We start from the raw sequence: 18,662 nt of genomic DNA on the forward strand, positions 1-18,662 counted from the left end.
AGGGTGGCCTGGCATCCCCACGGAGTTTCCCCATGATCCGACTGCTCGGCCTCTCAGGCAGCCTTCGCGCCGACTCCTACAACACCGCGCTGCTGGAGGCGGCCCGCGAGCTGCTGCCCGAAGGCGTCGATCTTGAAGTAGCCACGCCGCATGGCATCCCGCTCTACGACGGCGACCTGGAAGAAAAGCAGGGCGTCCCCGCGGCCGCCGAAGCGCTCAAGGACAAGGTCGCCGCCTGCGATGGCCTCATCCTGTGCACGCCCGAGTACAACCACTCGATCCCGGGCGTGCTCAAGAACACCATCGACTGGCTGTCGCGTCCCGGCAAGGACCAGGCGCGTGTCTTCGGCGGCCGGCCGGTCGCGCTGCTGGGCGCCTCGCCCGGCGGGTTTGGCACCGTGCTGGCGCAGAACGCCTGGCTGCCGGTGTTCCGCATTCTGGGCCTGCGCTACTGGAGCGGCATGGAGCTGATGGTGTCGGGCGCGCACAAGGTCTTCGACGACCAGGGCCGGCTCCAGGACGAGAAGGTGCGCGACCTGTTGGGCAAGCACCTGGCCGGCTTCACCGACTTCGTCCGCGGCTAGGGGTCCTGCACTTCGGGCAGCCGCAGGCACAGGAAGGCGCCGGCCAGGCCCATGCCGGCCAGCACCGCCAGCGCCGCCGGCACCGAGGCGGTGCCGATCGCGCCGGTCACCGCGCCGGTGGCCAGCAGCAGGACACCCATGGCGGTATTGCTGACCGCCACGTAGTCGGTGCGCTTGTTGCCGCCGGCCAGGTCCACCAGGTAGGTCTTGCGTCCCAGGCGCACGCCGTCGTGGGCCATGCCGAGCAAGAAGAACAGGGCTACCAGCGTCCAGCCGCCGGCCGGGGAGTCCGCCAGCCACGCATCGCAGGCGATCGCGGCCAGCGCCACCGCGCTGGCCAGGCAGCCGGCGACGATCAGGGTGCGGCGGCTCGACGCGTCGGCGAACCGCCCCCAGAAGGGCCCGGAAAGCAGCGATGCCGTGCCCGCGGCCAGCAGGAACATCGGCAGGCCGCTCCATCCGCCGGCGCCGTGTTCGCGCGCAAGCAGCACGATGAAGGGCGCACTCAGCGCCGACACCAGCAGCAGGGCGCGCGCCAGCACGAACCGGCCGAAATCACGGTCGTCGCGAAGCAGCCGCATCCTGCCCAAGGCTTCGCCGATGCCGTTGGCGCCCCCTTCGGTGCTGCCCGGCGCTTCGCGGATGCCCGAATAAACAAGCGCCGCCAGCAGCCAGCAGGCCGCGGCTGCAAAAAGCAGTGCCGCCAGGAGCGTCCGGTCGACGTCGGTCATCCACCCCATCAGCCCGCCGGCGACGACCAGGCTGATCGCCCCGGAAAGGCTCGCGGCGTAGCCACCCAGGCGGCCACGTCGGGTCCGGGGCACGGTCTTGCCGATGACGTCCTTGCTGGCGACGGAATTGATGCCGCGTGCGACGCTGAAACAGGCCAGCAGGCCAAGCAGCACCGCGCCGGCCGGGGCCCCCTGCAGCCAGAAGACCGACGCGGCCATGGCCAGGACCGCCGCCGCCTGCAGCCCGGCGCCCAGCAGCCAGGCCGGCTTGCGCAGCGGCAAAGCCCGGATGCGCGCGGCGATGAAAAGCTGGGGCAACATCGAACCCGATTCGCGGATCGGCACCAGCAGGCCGACCATCCAGGCCGGCGCGCCCAGGGCGCCCAGCGTCCAGGGCAGGGTGGTCTTGGGGCTGGCCAGTGCGTCGCCCAGCTTGGTCAGGGTCATCGCGCCCAGCTGGCGCAGGAAGTTGCCGGGAACCGAGGTGCAGGCGCTCTCCGGGATGTCCTTGCAGACCCGGCCGTCCTCGTCGCCGACCAGTGCGTCGTAGACGGCGTCGAGGCGGTCGCGTCCCATGCTCACGCCGGCGGCGCGGCGTCCAGGAACCAGACTTCGACCTTGCCCGAGGCTTTCATGGTCATCGCATTGCCCTTGCGGTCGAGCGACTTGCCCACCGGCAGCCGCACCCAGCCCTCGGACACGCAGTACTCCTCGACGTTGTGGCGCTCGACGCCGTTGAAGCGCACGCCGATGCCGCGATCGAGCAGGGCGCCATCGTAGAAGGGGCTGCGTGGATTGACGCAGAGGCGGTCGGGCGGGCTGTCGCTCATGGGCATGTCCTGTTGGAAAAGCCGGCAGTTTACCCGCAGGTCCCCCGGGTGTTTAATGCGGATACCGCAGGATCGAGGGTCATGCGATGGGCAGCAATGGCTTGCCGGACATTCCCTTCACCTCGCTGGCCTTGGAGCCGATCGAAGGTGAATCCACCGCGCCGGTCACCGGGCGTGCGCGGTTCAACCCCAATACACGCGATGGCGGCGACCGCCGTTGCGGCGAGGATCGCCGCGAAAAGGTCCGCTACCAGGGCGAGCGCCGCAAGGGCGATCGCCGGCCGCTCAAGCGGGGCTGGGAATACAGCAGTCTCTGAGTTCCCGCCGGCCCCGGCCGGCCTTGGAGGGTTGCAAAGTGCATGCTGCCTTGAGCAGTATTCATGCAATTTGCACTAATTTCCAAGGTATCGTTCGATAAATCCTCTTATTTTCAATGCCTTGAAATCTGGCATGACCCTTGCTGCCAGTTTTTCAGTTTCTTTGGAGTAAATCGTGAGCACTCCCCCCTCCGTCCCCCAGGGGCGGATCCTGGCCATCGACGATGACACCGGGCTGCTGCAGAACTTCAGCATGTGCCTGGAAGACGCCGGCTATCGCGTCAACACCGCGACGCGCCTGGCCGAAGGCCTCAAGCTCGCGGCCAGCCAGCCGTTCCATGTCTGCCTGCTGGACCGGGACATCGCCGGTGAATCCGGGCTCGAGGCGCTGCCGCGCCTGCGCGAGCTGGCGCCGGGGCTTCGCGTGATCATGGTCACGGCGCATTCGCAGGTGGAAGACGCCGTGCGCGCGATGGCCGAAGGGGCGGCCGACTACCTGGTCAAACCCTGCTCGCCGGCGCAGCTTCGCATCGCCGTCGCCCGCCAGCTCGATACCCTGGACCTGCTCAGCCGCCTGGACACGCTCGAACGCCAGCAGCCGCCGCAGGAGGCCGCCCTGGAATCGAAGAGCCCGGCCATGGCGGAAGTGCTGGCCGTCGCGCGGCAGGTGGCGCGCACCGACGCCAACGTCTTGCTGCTGGGCGAGTCCGGTACCGGCAAGGGCGTGATGGCCAATGCCATCCACGGCTGGAGCCAGCGCGCGGCGCGACCCATCGCCACCGTCAATTGCCCGTCGCTGTCGGCCGAATTGCTCGAGAGCGAACTCTTCGGCCATGCCAAGGGCTCGTTCACCGGCGCCACCCAAAGCACCCAGGGCCGGGTCAGCCACGCCGATGGCGGCACCCTGTTCCTGGACGAAGTCGGCGACTTCCCGCTGGCGCTGCAGCCCAAGCTGCTGCGTTTCGTCCAGGACAAGGAGTTCGAGCGCATCGGCGAGCCCGATACCCGGCGCGCCGACGTGCGCATCGTCTCGGCCACCAACCGCGACCTCGAGGCGATGGTGCGCGACAACAGCTTCCGGCTCGACCTGCTATATCGCCTGAACGTCATCAGCCTGGTGCTGCCGCCGCTGCGCGACCGCCGCGAAGACCTGGCCGACCTCGCCAACGGTTTCGTGCGCCGCTATGCCGACAGCTACCACCTGCCGGCCCGGCGCCTGTCGGGCAAGGCGCTGGCGCGCATGCAGGCCTACCCGTGGCCGGGCAACGTGCGCGAGCTGCAGAACGTGATCGAGCGCGCGGTGATCCTGTGCACCGGCGAAGACATCGGCCCCGAACACCTGGCCCTGGGCGGCGAACCCGCGACGGCCGGGACGACCGGCAGCGGCATCGCCGTCGGCGCGCCCGTGTCGATAGAAACCCTGGAGCGCGCCCACATCGAAGCCGTTGTCGCCGCCTCCGAAACCCTGGAAGCCGCCGCCCGCACCCTGGGCATCGACGGCTCGACCCTTTATCGCAAGCGCAAGGCCTACGGGCTTTGAGCCATGACCACGGAGTAACCGGCTAGTGCGTTACCAACCGCCACCGCGTCCAAGTACAAGTCCGGTCAACCCTGGCCCGCCGTTGTGGCCGGTCAGTGGCCGCGATGCCGCCGCGCTGGTCGCCTGGGTGGTCATCGTGGTGGCGGCCGGTGCCTCCGTCGGCGTGCTGTTCCCGCCGGGTGATTGGTACCAGGGCCTGGCGAAACCCTCCTGGAACCCGCCTTCCTGGCTGTTCGGACCGGTGTGGACGACGCTCTACATCCTGCTCGGCGTCGGTGCCTGGCTGGTGCGTCGCGAGCCGGGAGCCGCCGCCGACGCGGAGCGGCCCGGGGCCTGGCTTGCCTTCGCGCTCATGGCGGTGCTCAACCTGGCCTGGACCCCGCTGTTCTTCGGCCTGGAGTCGCCGGCGCTGGCCTTCGTCGACATTTCATTGCTGTGGGGCGTACTGGTGTGGATGACCCTGCGCTTCGGCCGCGTGCGCCCCATGGCCGGCTACCTGCAGATGCCGATGATCCTGTGGGTGAGTTTCGCGTTGGTGCTCAACGGCACCATCTGGCTGATCAATACCTGAGCCGCCATCCGGCCACACCGCCGGGGCTGCCCGGCACCAGGGGACATCCATGCCGCACCGCCGCAACCGATTCCGACACCGCATCTACACGGGGCTGATGCTGTTCGCCGTGCTCGTGCTGGCGGGCTCGTCCTTCCTCTCGCTCAGGGTCACCAACGAGCTGCAGAACAGCGTCGAAGGCGCCAGCCGGACCCAGGAGCTGCTCAGCCAGATCGAACGCTACTGGGGCCTGATGGGCGACACGGACGCCTACCACCTGCGCTACGTGATGACCCGGGACGATGTCTTCCTCACGAATTACCGCGAGGCCGTGGTCGAGCTCAACGATGCACTCAACAAGTTGAACGAACTCATCGCCGACGACCCCGAGCAGCGAAAGAACTTCCAGGCCCTGGAGACCTTGCACCAGAAGCGGCTCGATTATGTCGCGCAGTCGCAGGAAATGGTCGGCTGGGTCCGCGAGGGTCGCCCGGGGGCGCAGCAGCGCATGCAGCAGCGCATCAATGCCGGCGTGGGTCCGGCCAACCTGGCGGCGCTGCGTGCCCAGGTCGACGTGATGGGCGAGCTGGAGGCCGCGACGCTGGCCAAGCGCAGCAAGCAGCGCAACGACATGATCAACCAGAACTGGGCGACGGTGCTGGTGGCCAATGCGCTGGCGCTGGTGGCGGGCCTGGTCGGTTACCTGTCGGCCCGGCGCATGGAGCGGCAGGCCCAGGAGGCCTACCGCATGGAATTGCGCGCCGAACAGGCGCGGCAGTCCAGCCAGGACAAGTCGGTGTTCCTGGCCAGCATGAGCCACGAGATCCGCACGCCGATGAACGCCATCTTCGGCTTCACCAACCTGCTGGGCGAAACCCCGCTCGACCCGCGCCAGGCCAATTACGTCGACTCGATCCGCAAGTCCGGGCAGGCGCTGCTGTCGCTGATCAACGACGTGCTGGACCTGTCGAAGATGGAGGCGGGCAAGCTCGAGCTGCGCGAGGAAGCCACCGACCTGCGCGAGATCGTCGACCAGACCCTGACGATGTTCCAGCAGACCTGCGCCGACAAGGGCATCAGCCTGCGCGCCGATTTCGACGGCCGCGCCGAACTGCCGGTGACGGTGGATCCGGTGCGCCTGCGCCAGGTGCTCATCAACCTGGTGTCGAACGCGGTGAAATACACCGAGACCGGCGGCGTCGTCGTGCGCGTGGCCTGCCACCCGGGCAAGGTGGACGGCCGCTGCGACCTGGCGATCGAGGTGGTCGACAGCGGCACCGGCATTCCGGCGCACCAGCTGGGCCTGATCTTCGAGCCGTTCGAGCAGGGCGACAGCATGGACGGCAAGAGCCGCGAAGGCACCGGCCTGGGCCTGAGCATCGTGCGTCGCCTGGCCGAACTGATGGGCGGCGAGCTCACCGCCGAAAGCACCGTCGGCGAAGGCTCGCTGTTCCGCATCACGGTGCCCGATCGCGTACTCAGCGCGGAATCGGTCAGCCAGCAGCCCGAACGCAAGCACCGCGTCGACTTCGACCTGCTGCCGCCGCTGAAGGTGCTGGTGGTCGACGACGTGGCCTGGAACCGCGACCTGGCCGCCGCCTACCTGGACCGTTCGCACCACCGGGTGGTGCAGGCCGGCGACGGCCTGGCGGCGCTGGAACAGCTCAAGGTCAAGGGTGCCGACGTGGTGCTGATGGACCTGCGCATGCCGCGGCTTTCCGGCGAACAGGCCCTGCAGCGCATCCGCGCCAATCCCAAGTGGCGCGACATCCCCGTGGTGGCGCTGACGGCTTCGAGCATGAACGAGGACGAGCACTGGGTGCGCGCCCGCTTCGACGGCTACGTGCGAAAGCCCTACTCCAAGGCCGACCTGTTCGAGGCGCTGGCGCTGCATTTCCCGCCCCGGCGGGAACAGAAGGAGAAGGACTCGCCCGTGGGCAAGCCCGATGTCCAGGCCGCGCGCGATCCCGGCCCGCGCCAGCACGACGGCGAAGCGCTGGCCGAACTCAATGCCCTGCGCGCCTCTCTTCCCGCGATGCGCGGCCACCTGCGCGTGCGCGAGGTGGCGGCCGCCGCCGGGCATCTCGCGGGACTGGCGAGCCGTCTCGACTGGCCGGCGCTGAAGGAGTACGCCGCCGACCTGAAGGAGGCCGTGGACGCCTTCGACGTTTCCAGCATGCGCCTGCTGCTGGCGAACTGCCCGAACCCGGAGGAGGCCGGCAATGAATGACCAGAACACTGCCCTGGTGATGGTGGTCGACGACCAGGAAGCGAACGTCAGCGCCGTCGGTGGCCTGCTGGCCCGCGACGGATTCGACGTGGCGCCCTGCCTGAGCGGCAAGGAAGCCCTGGCCAGCATCGCCGCCGACCTGCCCGACCTGGTGCTGCTGGACATGCGCATGCCGGGGATGGACGGCTTCGAGGTGCTCGAGGCCCTGCAGGGCGACGAGGCGACCCGGGAGATCCCGGTCATCTTCCTCACCGCCGACCACGAGCGCGACTCGCTGGTGCGGGCGTTCTCCGCCGGCGCCGTGGACTACGTCACCAAGCCCTTCGTTCCCGAGGAACTGCTCTCGCGCGTGCGCGCGCACACCGCGCTGAAGATGGCGCGCGACCACATGCAGCAGCTGGCCCAGGAGCGCCAGGAAAGCCTGGAACTGATCGCCCACGACCTGCGCAACCACTTCACCAACGTGATCTTCTCGGCCGACATGCTGGCCAGCCGCGGCCAGGACGAATCCGTCGCCAAGCTGGTCGAATCCATCCGCGGCGCGGCCGACACCGGCCTGCTGTTCCTGCAGGCGGTGCTGGACCAGGCTGCCGGCGAAGCCCGGGGCGAGGCGGTCGAGCCGCTGCCCGCCGCCCAGGTGGTGCGGGACGCCGTGGACGCCTACGCCGAACGCGCCCAGGCCAAGGACATGCGCCTGGACCTGCAGCTCGAAGGCGGCCTGCTCGTGCGTGGCCAGCGCCTGGCCCTGTGCCACGTGCTGCAGAACCTGGTCTCGAACGCCATCAAGTACGCGCCCGCGGGCAGCGTCGTCACGGTCAAGGCGATCGCGCACAAGGACCGGGTGCGGCTGCTGGTGATCGACCAGGGCCCGGGCATTCCGGAAAAGGAGCAGGGCGATCTTTTCCGGCGTTTCGCCAAGCTCTCGAGCCAGCCGACCGGCGGCGAGAGTTCGACCGGGCTCGGGCTTTCGCTGGCCAAGCAGAAGGCGCGCGCGATGGGGGGCGACCTCTGGTACGACCCGGCGCCGACCGGCGGCGCCTGTTTCACCCTGGAACTGCCGGGCGTCGCGTAAGCGACCGGCAGGGCGGGCCTGCAAGCTGCAGGTGCGCCCGTGCATATCGCAAGGCCGCAGCCACCGAAGCTTGCGTAAGTCCTTGTTCCTGCGTTGCCTGCCCCGTTGGCACGGCCCTTGCTCCCTAGTCCATGACGGTGTCGTCGCTGCCAGTCCAACGGCCGCGGCGGCTTCGCAATATTCCCCACCATGGAGCTATCGCATGAACAAGTTCACCCGCACTGCCCTGCCGCTGGCGATCGTGATGGCCCTCGCGGCCTGCCAGGAAACCCCGCAGGAAACCGCCGAGGACGTTGCCGAGGCCCGCGTCGAGGCGGCCGAAGACCTCCAGGACGCGCGCGCCGATTACGTCGAGGCCGACTCCATGGACGACGCCATCGACGAGCGCGAGGACCTGGAGCTCACCGCTGCCGAAGGCGCCTACGAGGTGGCCAAGGAACAGTGCGACGCGATGACCGGCGACGCCAAGGACGCGTGCATGGACGAGGCCGAGGCCACGTACGACGCCGCCAAGGAAGCCGCCAAGCAGCGCCAGGAATCCGCCGAGCAGGCACTGGATTCGGCCGAAGAGATGGCTGACGACTTCGAAGACGCCATCGACGACGAGTACTGAGTCCCCCCCTCGGTATTCGGTTCCACCCTAGGGAAGACACGTCCAAGGAGGACACAATGAACAAGACTACCGCTACCCTCAACCACCTGGTCGAAGCCCTCAACGACGGCATCGAGTTCCACGAGCACGCCGCCAGGGAGACCGGCCAGCCGGCCTACCGCGACCTGTTCCTGAACCTGGCGCGGGTCAAGAAGGCCATCGCCGCCGACCTCAAGGCCGAAGTGGCCAAGCAGGGCGCCGAGCCGGACAACGACGGCACCTGGCTGGGTGGCATTCGCGAGGGTTATGCCCAGCTGAAGTCGAAGATGGTCAAGGACGCCGATGCGGCCTGGATCGCCTCGATCGAAGAGCAGGAAGATCGCGTACTCGAAGCCTTCCGCGACGCCCTCGAGGGCAACCAGCCCCCGAAGGTGCGCGAGCTGGCCGCGCGTTACCTGCCGGAAGTGAAGCAGATGCACGACCAGATGCGTGACCTCAAGCGCGCCAAGGCGGCCTAAAGACCGTCGGCCCTGCCGCGGTTCCCGGTGTGCTGGCCGGGGCCGCGGCGGGCCTTTGAGGGTCGGGACAGGCCCGGTTGCGAAAAAAACCCGTGTTTTTGCCGGTTTTGGGCTTGGCGGGGACAGGAAACTGCCCTACATTCGTCAGGCCGGGGAAAGCCCAGGCACCCCAATTACCCATCCAGAATCACGGGAACAAAAAAATGGCTACCAAGAAAGCTGCGAAGAAGAAGGCTGCCCCGAAGGCTGCTACCAAGCCGGCCGCGCCGAAGCCGATCAAGGAAGCGCTGACCAAGTCCGGTCTGGTGTCGCACATCGCCGACAACACCGGCCTGGCCTCGAAGGACGTGCGCGCCGTTCTGGCCGCGCTCGAGAACGCCGTGCACGGCTCGGTTTCGAAGAAGGGCGCTGGCAGCTTCACCATGCCGGGCCTGTTCAAGATCACCTCGGTCAACGTGCCGGCCAAGCCCAAGCGCAAGGGCATCAACCCGTTCACCAAGGAAGAGCAGTGGTTCGCCGCCAAGCCGGCCACCGTCAAGGTGAAGATCCGTCCGCTCAAGAAGCTGAAGGATTCCGCGGCCTGAGGCCCGGATTCGCGACGCGGTAACGCGCGCGAAAGCAGAATCAGCGGGGTGGGTGCGCAAGCACCCGCCCCGTTTTTATTTCAGGAGATCCCCATGGAATACCGCTACCTCGGCCGCTCCGGCTTCCGTGTCCCCGTGCTTTCCTTCGGCACCGGCACCTTCGGCGGCGAAGGTGAATTCTTCAAGGCCTGGGGCGCCACCGACGTGGCGCAGGCAAGGCGGCTGGTGGACATCTGCCTGGAGGCTGGCGCGGCGATGTTCGACAGCGCCGACATCTATTCCAAGGGGGCGGCCGAATCAATCCTGGGCGAGGCCATCAAGCACCGCCCGCGCGAGGACATCATCCTTTCCACCAAGGCGACGTTCCGTTTCGGCCCGGGCGAGAACCAGGTGGGCTCCTCGCGCCACCACCTGCTGCGCTCGGTGGACGCGTCGCTCAAGCGCCTGGGCACCGACTACATCGACATCTTCCAGCTCCATGGTCAGGACACCCGCACGCCGGTCGAGGAGGTGCTGTCCACGCTCGACGCGCTGGTTCAGGCGGGCAAGGTCCGCTACGTCGGTGTCTCCAATTTCAGCGGCTGGCACCTGATGAAGTCCCTGGCCGCCGCCGACCGCCACGGCTGGCCGCGCTACGTGGCGCAGCAAACCTACTACTCGCTGGTGGGACGGGACTACGAGTGGGAGCTGATGCCGCTGGCCGCCGACCAGGGCCTGGGCGCCATCGTCTGGAGCCCGCTGGGCTGGGGCCGCCTGACCGGCAAGATCCGTCGCGGCCAGCCGTTGCCGGAAAACAGCCGCCTGCAGTCCAAGGCCGCCGCCGACGGTGGCCCGCAGGTCGAACAGGACTACCTCTACCAGGTCGTCGACGCGCTGGACGAAGTCGCCGCGGAAACCGGCAAGACGGTGCCGCAGGTGGCGCTGAACTGGGTGCTGCAGCGCCCGACCGTCAGCAGCGTGATCGTGGGGGCGCGGAACGAGGAACAGCTGCGGCAGAACCTGGGCGCCGTTGGCTGGAACCTGACGCCCGCGCAGGTCGCCCGCCTGGACGCCGCCAGCGAACGGCCCCGGCCCTATCCGTTCTGGCACCAGGCCAGCTTCAGCTACCGGAATCCGACGCCGGTCTGACTGGCGGCGGGTTTGTCGATGGCATAAACCAGCAGCATCTCGCCGCCCAGGCTGCGGGGTTCGTCCGGTTGCATGCCCAAGGATTCGAGCAGGCGCCGGGAGGCGGCGTTCGCTTCGGTGACGATGGCCAGGATGCGTGGCATGGCCAGGGTTCCAAAGCCAAAGGCTAGGCACAGGCTGGCGGCTTCCCGGGCCAGGCCCTGGCCCCGGAATGCCGGCAGGAAGGCATAGCCCAGGTCTGGTGCCGGCAGGGTGTCGCGCTGGATCAGGCCGCACATGCCGGCCAGTTCGCCGCTGGCCTTGAGTTCGACGCCCCACAGGCCGAAACCATGGCGCGCGTAGCTGGCGATCGGGCCGGTAGCCAGGTAGTCCCGGGCCTGGTCCAGGTCGCGCACGCCGCGGTCGCCGATGTAGGCGTGGAAGTCCGGATCGTTGAGCTGGGCGAGTGCGAAGGCGGCGTCATCCTCGCGCAGTTCGCGAAGGCGCAGGCGGGGTGTCTCGGGGAGCGTGGCGGGCATGGGGCGATCCGGGGAGGGACCGCCCGATTATCGCCCGGCCGGCCCGCGGCCGGCAGTGGGGGGGTCAGGGCGTGGCCAGGGTGACCTGCTGCATGTCGTCGTGCATCGCGACCAGGCGCTGCACCTGCGGCATGTGCGCCTTGCGCGCCTGCTGCTCCATGCCCAGCGACTTGCTGTCGAAGCGCACGTTCTCGCGGATGACGATCTTGAAGCTCACCGTGGCCGACGCCGACACCCGGGCGCCGTCGCTGCTGACGGCGAGTTCGCCCTGGGCGAAGGCGGGCTGGGCCATGGCCATCGCCAGCACGGCGCAAGCCGAGAGGCGGATCAGACGTGCGGAATTGGCGAGGCGCTTGGCGTTCATCGTAGTGCTCCTTGGGGAGGAGCGAAGCCGGGGAGGGTCTTCGCTGTCCTTGGAGAGCAGTCTAGGAAGCGGCCTAAGTGTTTGATGCGTAACGGGTCACACTTGCCCACTGTGGGATTTCGCGCACACTTCCCGCGCAAACCCGGCGCTCGGACACGCTTTGCCTGCGCTCATCGTCACAGTTCGCATTCAAACCGTGACGCGCGCCTAGGTAAGGGCGGAAGAAAAAAAATCAGTTCGCGGCGACGGTGGTCGTGTCGGCCTCGAGGCCATGGGTGCGCACGCGGTCGCGGCCGGCGTGCTTGGCCTGGTAGAGCGCGTCGTCGGCCCGGCTGAGCAGGGTCAGGAAGTCATAGCCGCTTGCGCGCGTACCTGAAACGCCGAAGCTGGCGGTCACGGCGAAGGCGTGGCCGGTCGACGTCGTATCGATCGCGGCGATGCGCTTGCGGCAGGCCTGCGCCAGCGCCACGGAGGAGGGCAGGTCGCAGCCCACCAGCAGGAAGGCGAACTCTTCGCCGCCCAGGCGGCCGAAGCGGTCGTTCTTGCGGCAGATGTCCGAACAGACCTTGGCCACCTCTTGCAGCACCCAGTCACCGGTCGCGTGGCCAAAACGATCGTTGATGGACTTGAATTCGTCGAGGTCGAACATGACCAGACCGACTTCCTCGCCGTCCTTGCTGCAATACGCCAGCGCCTGCTCGGCGCGACGACTGAAGTCCATGCGGTTGGAGACGCCGGTGAGCGCATCGGTTTCGGCCAGGCGCTGGAACTTCACCTGCGAGCGTTTGGTGCGCCAAGCCCAGAAGGCAATGGTGCCGAGCAGCACCGCCAGCAGTGCGATGGCGAGCTGCGTGTTGCGGGTGGCCAGCGCCGAAGCCTCTTCGCGCAGCTGCAGGACCTGGTTCTCGCGATTCAACAGCTCGATGGTCTGGTTCTTCTCGCGCGTCTCGCCCAGCACCTGCTCGTACACCAGGGCCCTGGCCTTGACCTCATTGAGATAAGCGCTATTGGCGTCGAAATAATTGATGTGGTGTGCGAGCGCGGCCGCGTTGTTGCCACGCTGCAGGGCGCTCTCGTACAGGACGCGATGGGCGGTGACCAACGGCGCCGAGCTCGCCATCGCCGTTGCATGCCGCATGACGCCCCGGGCGAAGCGGTCCGCGGCCTCGTAGTCACCCGCCGCCAGGTAAGCCTCCGCCAGCGTGGCATAGACCTCGCCGATGACCCGGGGATACTTGGTCGCTTCCACTTCGTCCAGGTGCTGGCTCAGGAGCACGATGGCACCGTTGCGATCGCCACGGTCGGCCATCAGGCGCGCATGGTAGGCGCGCACGTAATTCGCGAACAACGGCTCACCCGCGCCCACGCACTCGTCGATGATCGTGCGGACCTCGGTTTCCCGGCCCGAAAGCTGGCCCATGTTGTAGAAGGCCTCCATGCGCAAGGCGCCGGCGAAACAACTCGTCCTGGCGCTGGGCGAATCGGCCAGCATCAGGTCGGCATAGCGGATTCCCTGTTCATACTGGCCGACGTGGTTGCTTATCGAGCCCGCCGCGGCCCAGGCGTGGTGGCGAATCTCCGGATCGCCGACCTCGTCGACCAGCCCGATCATCTGGTTCAGGTACCGCAGCCCCTCGGAAAAATCCCGGGTCGCGGCATAGGAATTGACGATCAGCGAGCCCGCCTGGACCTTGGTTTCAATGTCCGTGCTGTTCTCGAACAGCGTCTTGGCGGCTTCGATGCCGAGATCAAACCTGCCGCTGAAGGAAAGCTGGTAGGCCTTGAGGTATTCGAGCTTCTGCCGCTGGCGATCACTCGCAGCCTTGATGCTGGCGTTGAGCTGCCCGACGAGCTCGTTGAATTGTTCCGGGTCGGCACTTCGCACCAACTCCGCCCGCTCCAGCATCGCTTCAAATGCCGGAGATGCAGCCAAAGGCGGCGGCGCCAGGAATAGCGCCACCGCCAGGGCAAATGGAATCGCCTTTGCCTGCATCAGGTCACCGGGGATCAGTGCAGGCCGTTGCGGGTGGCCGATTCCTTCTTTTCGTCGTCGTCGGGCGAATTGCTGTCCTCGTCCTCGGAATCCTTCTGGTTGTCATCGCCTTCCGCCGGGAACAGCATGCAGAGCATCTTGGGACGGCCGCCGAGCAGGTCGCCCAGCGCGCCCGAGTCGCGGCTCATGAGGGCCTGGCGCACTTCGTCGTCCACCGCCAGCGAGGCGACTTCGGTTTCATAGCCGATGCTGTCGCCGGCGGCAGGCTGCGGGGTGCTTCCAAGACGCTCAAGGAACTCAATGACATTGGACATGGTTTTCTCTCCGTTCTATGGGATTACCGGGGTTGCATCGTCACGCTTTGCGGCCTCGTCCAGCGCACGCAGCCGGGCCAGCATCGCTTCATTGGGCTGCAGCGGCCTGGCCGGCGGCAGCACGAGGGTGGTTTGTGCCTCCACCCGGGCGTCGGGCACGTCGCGCAGCATCAGCGTTTCGATGCGCGGTTCGTGGATCGGCAGGGTAGCGGCTTCGTACAACATGCATGGGTGGTCCAACGGATAGTCCTCCGCCAGCAGGTCAACCAGCAATTGCCGGTAGGCCCTGGGGGTGGAGAACCTGGCCAGGCTCCGGTCGCCGGCCAGTCCGGCCTGCCAGATGACCAGGCAGGCGCTGGGGTCGATCTTGCGGCGGTAGAACATCATCTGGCTTGCCTCCAGGTGCAGGCAGCCGGTGACGCCCGGGTCGATGCCCAGGTCTGCGTAGAGGCAGTCCTCGGCGGACACGCCGGGCTCCATCAGGGCCGGGAAACCTTCCTGGCGCGCCTGTGCGATTGCACGGTGCGGCGCCTGGGCGAACACGCCCGGGTGGCCGTAGAAGGCGCCGCAGACCCGCCGGCCCGCGCGCACTTCAGCCAGCATCGCCTCGACCATTTCCCGGTAGGTGTCGGTCCGTGGCTTGCCCTCCTGGTAGTAGGGCTGGAGGCTGCGCACGTCGGGATGCATTTCCTGCACCCACAGTTCGACCAAGGGGTCGGAGACGCCCACGAAGACGACGTCCGCCTGTTCGATGTGGTTTCGCGAACGTGGTCCGAGATGCGCGCCCAAGGTCATGCCCAGGCCTACGCACGCCAGACTTCCCTGCTTTTCCATGGTCCCCCGATGTTCCGTGGAATACCCACCGGAGGTTAGCTGAACGGACCTGCCTTGTCGCGCCTTGCGGCCTGCCAGGTTTCGCGGGTGAGCGTCCATCGGATCGGGTGCGGCGGCGCGCCTGCGGGCGCGGGCTTGAAACCCAGTCGCCGCATCAGGCCGCTCGCCGCTGCATGCCCCTCGGCGTGGCGGGTATAGAGGCGATGCAGGTCCAGGGTCTCGAATGCGTAGCGCGCCACCAGGGCAATCGCCTGCGTTGCATGGCCCTGGCCCTGGTGCGCCGGCGGCAGCAGCACGCCGACCTCGGCACCGCGGGCTTCGTCCAGGACCAGGCCCAATAACCCGAAGCCAGCACCCGCATGCTTGTCCGCCAGGATCCAGGTCATGCGCCGCATCCCGCTGCGCGGCGCCTGTCGCTCGCGCGCGAACGCGCGCATCGCTTCGGTGGTGTCCAGCGCGGGCATGGCGCGGCCCATGGTCTCGCCATCGCCGTACAGGGCCACGTAAAGCGGCTGGTCCTGGTCGCCGATCGGCCGCAGCAGCAGCGGGTCGCCAGCCAGGGTCGGCAACTCAGGCACGCAGGGACGCCAGGCGGACCGTGCCCGATGCGCCGGCCAGGCCGCGGTCGAAAACGGCATAACGGCCGGCGAACAGCGGCAGGCCGAGGATGGATTGGCCGCCAAAATGTGGCAGCGCCGAAGAAAGCAGGCAGAGCGTGCGCCCGGGGCCGAGTGCGTTGCGGGGCCAGTAGTGCGATGCCGGCACGCGAACCTCGGTGGTGCCCCCGTCGGGTGCCTCGAAGCCAAAATGCAGGTCGGGCCAATCCACCGCATCCACGGCGTGCCAGGCAAGACCGTTGCCTTCGCCCAGGGCTTGCCGCGATTGTTCGACGAGTGCGGGCAGACGCGCATCCCGGGCTGCGAGCGTCTCGATGACGGCGGCGTAGGTGCCGGCGTCGAGCACGAGGAAGGAGCAACCCGTGTCGAGCAGGGCGTTGCTGCCCATCGCGGCCACCCGTGACGCGTCCAGCGGCGGCACCGGGAAGGGGTCGTTGCCGCCGACGCGCACCGTGCGCAGGTTCGCGTTGTAATAAAGGTCGTGCACGATGCGGATGTCCTGGAAGGCGCCGCGATACAGATGCTGCTGTTCGCTGCCGCCGCCCAGGACGAGCGCGCCGCGGTTGAGTGGGTCTGCTTCGAGCATCGCGACCGAAGGCTTGTCATGGACCACGTGCGCGACCGCCCGGCCGATCGCCAGGGCGAACAGGTTGCGGACCACGCCTTCTTCCTCCAGCGCGGTGAAGGCGGGTTGCAGGTGGGTGCGGGGCTGGTGGTGCAGGAAGTCCTGGAAGCGGTCCAGGTCCAGGGCATGGCCACGTTCGTAGGGCCAGGGCCAGCTGAGCGCCGGGGCATGCCCCTGTTGAGCCAGCAGCGGCGAGACGTCCCAGGCCGGGTCCAGGTTGCGGTACGCCAGGCCCCACAGGCCATCGGCGCCCTGGAACAGCACGTCGTCGGTTTCGCAGCAGGCGAACAGCGCGTCGTCGATGGCGCGGGCGTGGTGGCCGTGGCCGAAGGCCAGGCGCGAGCGCAGCACCGGACCGGCCCAGGCACCGCCGCCGTAGCGGATCTCCTGCACCCAGGGCGTCGCCGACAGCTGGCGATCACGCTGCGCCCGGTAGGCATGGGGCCGCACCACCAGCGTGCTGCTGCCGGTGTCGAGGATCAGCTGGGCGGGATCCGCGTGTTCCCCGAACCGTGCGGTGGCCGTATATCCACCCCGGGCATGGGCGAGGGTGGTCGGGATTTCGAGGGCGGCGGGCATGTCCCAAGCATAGGACAGCTCGCCGCCGGCGCCCGGCTTTTCTTGCCGGATCCGGGGTTTGCGGCGGGTTTCGGGGGGGGGCGGCGAAGGCGCCGGGACCGCCGGCAATTGCGCCGGGCCGGCTTTGGTTGCAGTGTTCCGGGCAAGCCCGCCCGACGCGCCGACCCCGTGAGCACCGATACCGAGATCCTCAGCCGCCTGGAAACCCTCAACGCCATCGGCGTGGCCCTGTCGCACGAACGCGACCTGGCGACGCTGCTTGAGCGCATCCTGGAGGCCGCCCGCGACTTTGCCGACGCCGACGGCGGCACGCTGTACCTGGTCGAAGACCGCGCGCTGCGCTTCGAAGTCCTGCGCAACGACTCGCTCGGCTACTTCATGGGCGGCCGCCACGGCAAACCCATCCACTTCCCGCCGATCCCCCTGCACCGGGAGGACGGCAGCCGCAACGACTCGATGGTGGTGGTGCACTGCGCGCTGTCGGGCCAGACCATCAACATCGCCGATGCCTACGCGGCCGAGGGTTACGACTTCAGCGGCACCCGCGCCTTCGACGCCAAGACCGGGTATCGCTCGCAGTCCTTCCTGACCGTGCCGATGAAGGACCACGACGGCCACGTCATCGGCGTGCTGCAGCTGATCAACGCCAAGGCCGCCGACGGCAGCATCCAGGTATTCGCGCCCGCGATTGAGCAGCTGGTGGAGTCGCTGGCCTCGCAGGCGGCGATCGCCCTGAACAACCGGCGGCTGATCGACCAGCTCGAGGACCTGTTCGAGGCGCTGATCAAGCTGATCAACACCGCCATCGACGAAAAATCGCCCTACACCGGCGGCCACTGCGAACGCGTGCCGGCGCTGACCACGCTGCTGGCCGACGCCGTGGCGCGCACGAAGACCGGCCCGCTGGCCGGCTTCGACATGTCCGAGGCCGATCGCTACGAGCTCAAGATCGCCGGCCTGCTGCACGACTGCGGCAAGATCACCACGCCGGTGCACGTGGTGGACAAGGCCACCAAGCTGCAAACCCTGTTCGACCGCATCGAACTGGTCGACACCCGCTTCGAGGTGCTCAGGCGCGATGCCGAGATCGCGATGCTCAGGGGCGAACTGGACCAGGCCGGCTACGAGGCTCGGCTGGCCCAGCTTGACGCCGACCGCGAGGCGATCCGCCAGGCCAATACCGGCGGCGAGTTCATGAGCGACGAAAAAATCGCCGCTATCGAGCGCATCGCCGCGCATGCCTGGCGCGGGCCCGACGGCCGGGAGCAGCCCTTCCTGTCACCCGACGAGCTGGAAAACCTGTGCATCCGCCGCGGCACGCTCAACAACGCCGAGCGCGAGATCATCAACCACCACATCACCATGACCATCCGCCTGCTCGAGGCGCTGCCCTGGCCCAAGCACCTGGTCAACGTGCCCGAGTACGCCGGTGGCCACCACGAGCGCATGGACGGCAAGGGTTATCCGCGCGGCCTGACCCGCGAGCAGATGAGCGTGCAGGCGCGGGTGATGGGCATCGCCGACATCTTCGAGGCCCTGACCGCCAGCGACCGGCCCTACAAGCCCGGCAAGACGCTCAGCGAATCGCTGACCATCCTGGGGCGCATGAAACTGGACCACCACGTGGATCCGGACCTGTTCGACGTCTTCCTGCGCGAGCGCGTGTACCTCGAGTACGCCGAACGTTTCCTGCCGGCCGAGCAGATCGACCAGATCGACTGGAGCAAGATTCCCGGCGTTTCGCCCGAGCTCGCCGCCGAGCTTTCGCGCCCGGCCTGACGCGCGAATCGGGTCCCGGGCCCGACGCGGGCCCGGGACCCCGGCTGCGGGTCGCTTATTCCTTGCCGGCGCGGGCGCGGGCCGAAACGTCGGCATCGGCGTTGGCCGACGCCCGGGCGCCGTCGCGCGACGCCGATGCGTCGGCGTTGGCACCGGCGCTGGCATCGGCGTCACCGCCGGCGAAGACGTCGCCGCGACCCGCCTCGTCGTCCGACGGCTCGCCCGATTCCTCCGGACTACCCGAACCATCTTCGGTCGGGCCCGCGGCCCGGGACGGCGACCCGGCGTCGCGACCCAGGCGGCCCTGGGCGGCACCGGCGAGGGTGCCCAGCGCGTCGCCACCCGCCTGCGCCGGCGGCAGCG

General features: G+C 68.2%; 20 protein-coding genes and 1 pseudogene. 11 read left to right on the forward strand and 10 right to left on the reverse strand.

The features are described 5' to 3' along the window. The first annotated feature begins 32 nt into the window (after positions 1-32). Positions 33-584: an NADPH-dependent FMN reductase gene (locus tag N788_RS06220; RefSeq protein ID WP_034222539.1), complete on the forward strand. Its 552-nt coding sequence runs from the start codon at positions 33-35 to the stop codon at positions 582-584. Here the strand turns inward: N788_RS06220 and N788_RS06225 are convergent. Next, complete coding sequence (locus N788_RS06225; RefSeq protein ID WP_034222540.1) at positions 581-1,891, reverse strand: MFS transporter; 1,311 nt, start codon at positions 1,889-1,891, stop codon at positions 581-583. The two genes, N788_RS06220 and N788_RS06225, sit on opposite strands and share 4 nt — an antisense overlap. Positions 1,892-1,893: 2 nt before the next feature. Further along, positions 1,894-2,145, reverse strand: a complete 252-nt coding sequence (locus tag N788_RS06230) for a DUF3297 family protein (RefSeq protein ID WP_034222542.1) — start codon at positions 2,143-2,145, stop codon at positions 1,894-1,896. Positions 2,146-2,231: 86 nt separating this feature from the next. Between N788_RS06230 and N788_RS06235 the strand changes: the two genes are divergently transcribed. The 9 genes from N788_RS06235 to N788_RS06275 all read left to right on the forward strand — a co-directional run bounded on the left by N788_RS06235 (position 2,232) and on the right by N788_RS06275 (position 10,676). After that, complete coding sequence (locus tag N788_RS06235) at positions 2,232-2,462, forward strand: hypothetical protein (RefSeq protein ID WP_051924431.1); 231 nt, start codon at positions 2,232-2,234, stop codon at positions 2,460-2,462. A 175-nt stretch (positions 2,463-2,637) separates the two neighbouring features. After that, positions 2,638-4,002 carry a sigma-54-dependent transcriptional regulator gene (locus N788_RS06240; protein WP_034222544.1) on the forward strand — a complete coding sequence of 455 codons (1,365 nt, stop codon included), beginning with the start codon at positions 2,638-2,640 and terminating at the stop codon, positions 4,000-4,002. 82 nt (positions 4,003-4,084) lie between these two features. Continuing rightward, positions 4,085-4,573 (forward strand): TspO/MBR family protein, encoded by a 489-nt coding sequence (locus N788_RS06245; protein WP_034222546.1) that lies wholly within the window; start codon positions 4,085-4,087, stop codon positions 4,571-4,573. A 49-nt stretch (positions 4,574-4,622) separates the two neighbouring features. Continuing rightward, a complete protein-coding gene (locus N788_RS13855) occupies positions 4,623-6,782 on the forward strand; it encodes an ATP-binding protein (protein ID WP_051924432.1) in 2,160 nt (719 codons plus the stop codon). Continuing rightward, positions 6,775-7,854, forward strand: a complete 1,080-nt coding sequence (locus N788_RS06255) for a hybrid sensor histidine kinase/response regulator (protein ID WP_034222548.1) — start codon at positions 6,775-6,777, stop codon at positions 7,852-7,854. Before N788_RS13855 ends, N788_RS06255 begins: the two co-directional genes overlap by 8 nt. Before the next feature lie 202 nt (positions 7,855-8,056). After that, positions 8,057-8,467, forward strand: a complete 411-nt coding sequence (locus N788_RS13860; RefSeq protein WP_051924433.1) for a hypothetical protein — start codon at positions 8,057-8,059, stop codon at positions 8,465-8,467. Between the two features lie 56 nt (positions 8,468-8,523). Further along, positions 8,524-8,964 (forward strand): PA2169 family four-helix-bundle protein, encoded by a 441-nt coding sequence (locus tag N788_RS06265; RefSeq protein WP_034222550.1) that lies wholly within the window; start codon positions 8,524-8,526, stop codon positions 8,962-8,964. Between the two features lie 203 nt (positions 8,965-9,167). Then, complete coding sequence (locus N788_RS06270; protein WP_034222552.1) at positions 9,168-9,548, forward strand: HU family DNA-binding protein; 381 nt, start codon at positions 9,168-9,170, stop codon at positions 9,546-9,548. Between the two features lie 93 nt (positions 9,549-9,641). Next, positions 9,642-10,676: an aldo/keto reductase gene (locus N788_RS06275; protein WP_034222554.1), complete on the forward strand. Its 1,035-nt coding sequence runs from the start codon at positions 9,642-9,644 to the stop codon at positions 10,674-10,676. On the opposite strand, the gene N788_RS06280 is transcribed toward N788_RS06275, so the two are convergent. The 7 genes from N788_RS06280 to N788_RS14620 form a co-directional block, all read right to left on the reverse strand. Beyond that, entirely contained in the window at positions 10,652-11,194 is a 543-nt protein-coding gene (locus N788_RS06280) for a GNAT family N-acetyltransferase (protein WP_034222556.1), read from the reverse strand. The two genes, N788_RS06275 and N788_RS06280, sit on opposite strands and share 25 nt — an antisense overlap. Positions 11,195-11,258: 64 nt before the next feature. Next, positions 11,259-11,558 (reverse strand): hypothetical protein, encoded by a 300-nt coding sequence (locus N788_RS06285; RefSeq protein ID WP_034222558.1) that lies wholly within the window; start codon positions 11,556-11,558, stop codon positions 11,259-11,261. Between the two features lie 232 nt (positions 11,559-11,790). Continuing rightward, positions 11,791-13,443, reverse strand: a complete 1,653-nt coding sequence (locus tag N788_RS06290; RefSeq protein WP_160171913.1) for a tetratricopeptide repeat-containing diguanylate cyclase — start codon at positions 13,441-13,443, stop codon at positions 11,791-11,793. A gap of 122 nt (positions 13,444-13,565) precedes the next feature. Then, a complete protein-coding gene (locus N788_RS06295) occupies positions 13,566-13,865 on the reverse strand; it encodes a hypothetical protein (protein WP_034222562.1) in 300 nt (99 codons plus the stop codon). A gap of 15 nt (positions 13,866-13,880) precedes the next feature. After that, the gene (locus N788_RS06300) at positions 13,881-14,699 is read right to left on the reverse strand and encodes an SAM-dependent methyltransferase (protein WP_034222565.1); all 819 of its coding nucleotides are present in this window, start codon (positions 14,697-14,699) and stop codon (positions 13,881-13,883) included. A 35-nt stretch (positions 14,700-14,734) separates the two neighbouring features. Continuing rightward, the gene (locus N788_RS14615; RefSeq protein WP_160171914.1) at positions 14,735-15,277 is read right to left on the reverse strand and encodes a GNAT family N-acetyltransferase; all 543 of its coding nucleotides are present in this window, start codon (positions 15,275-15,277) and stop codon (positions 14,735-14,737) included. Beyond that, positions 15,270-16,520, reverse strand: a complete 1,251-nt coding sequence (locus N788_RS14620; protein WP_034222571.1) for a pepsin-like aspartic protease — start codon at positions 16,518-16,520, stop codon at positions 15,270-15,272. The genes N788_RS14615 and N788_RS14620 overlap by 8 nt, the downstream gene beginning before the upstream one ends. A 168-nt stretch (positions 16,521-16,688) precedes the next feature. Between N788_RS14620 and N788_RS06315 the strand changes: the two genes are divergently transcribed. Beyond that, positions 16,689-18,299: an HD family phosphohydrolase gene (locus N788_RS06315; protein WP_034222574.1), complete on the forward strand. Its 1,611-nt coding sequence runs from the start codon at positions 16,689-16,691 to the stop codon at positions 18,297-18,299. 55 nt (positions 18,300-18,354) lie between these two features. Here N788_RS06315 and N788_RS14830 read toward each other — a convergent pair. Then, positions 18,355-18,662, reverse strand: a pseudogene (locus N788_RS14830) (hypothetical protein); the annotation flags it as partial.

Source organism: Arenimonas donghaensis DSM 18148 = HO3-R19 (assembly GCF_000743535.1).
In the GTDB taxonomy this organism is placed as follows: domain Bacteria; phylum Pseudomonadota; class Gammaproteobacteria; order Xanthomonadales; family Xanthomonadaceae; genus Arenimonas; species Arenimonas donghaensis.

What these genes read in the sequence shown, in the direction of transcription:
- N788_RS06220 (WP_034222539.1), top strand. Translation starts at nt 33, where the DNA reads ATGATCCGACTGCTCGGCCTCTCAGGCAGCCTTCGCGCCGACTCCTAC.
- N788_RS06225 (WP_034222540.1), bottom strand. Translation starts at nt 1,891, where the DNA reads ATGGGACGCGACCGCCTCGACGCCGTCTACGACGCACTGGTCGGCGAC.
- N788_RS06230 (WP_034222542.1), bottom strand. Translation starts at nt 2,145, where the DNA reads ATGAGCGACAGCCCGCCCGACCGCCTCTGCGTCAATCCACGCAGCCCC.
- N788_RS06235 (WP_051924431.1), top strand. Translation starts at nt 2,232, where the DNA reads ATGGGCAGCAATGGCTTGCCGGACATTCCCTTCACCTCGCTGGCCTTG.
- N788_RS13855 (WP_051924432.1), top strand. Translation starts at nt 4,623, where the DNA reads ATGCCGCACCGCCGCAACCGATTCCGACACCGCATCTACACGGGGCTG.
- N788_RS06255 (WP_034222548.1), top strand. Translation starts at nt 6,775, where the DNA reads ATGAATGACCAGAACACTGCCCTGGTGATGGTGGTCGACGACCAGGAA.
- N788_RS13860 (WP_051924433.1), top strand. Translation starts at nt 8,057, where the DNA reads ATGAACAAGTTCACCCGCACTGCCCTGCCGCTGGCGATCGTGATGGCC.
- N788_RS06265 (WP_034222550.1), top strand. Translation starts at nt 8,524, where the DNA reads ATGAACAAGACTACCGCTACCCTCAACCACCTGGTCGAAGCCCTCAAC.
- N788_RS06270 (WP_034222552.1), top strand. Translation starts at nt 9,168, where the DNA reads ATGGCTACCAAGAAAGCTGCGAAGAAGAAGGCTGCCCCGAAGGCTGCT.
- N788_RS06275 (WP_034222554.1), top strand. Translation starts at nt 9,642, where the DNA reads ATGGAATACCGCTACCTCGGCCGCTCCGGCTTCCGTGTCCCCGTGCTT.
- N788_RS06280 (WP_034222556.1), bottom strand. Translation starts at nt 11,194, where the DNA reads ATGCCCGCCACGCTCCCCGAGACACCCCGCCTGCGCCTTCGCGAACTG.
- N788_RS06285 (WP_034222558.1), bottom strand. Translation starts at nt 11,558, where the DNA reads ATGAACGCCAAGCGCCTCGCCAATTCCGCACGTCTGATCCGCCTCTCG.
- N788_RS06295 (WP_034222562.1), bottom strand. Translation starts at nt 13,865, where the DNA reads ATGTCCAATGTCATTGAGTTCCTTGAGCGTCTTGGAAGCACCCCGCAG.
- N788_RS06300 (WP_034222565.1), bottom strand. Translation starts at nt 14,699, where the DNA reads ATGGAAAAGCAGGGAAGTCTGGCGTGCGTAGGCCTGGGCATGACCTTG.
- N788_RS14620 (WP_034222571.1), bottom strand. Translation starts at nt 16,520, where the DNA reads ATGCCCGCCGCCCTCGAAATCCCGACCACCCTCGCCCATGCCCGGGGT.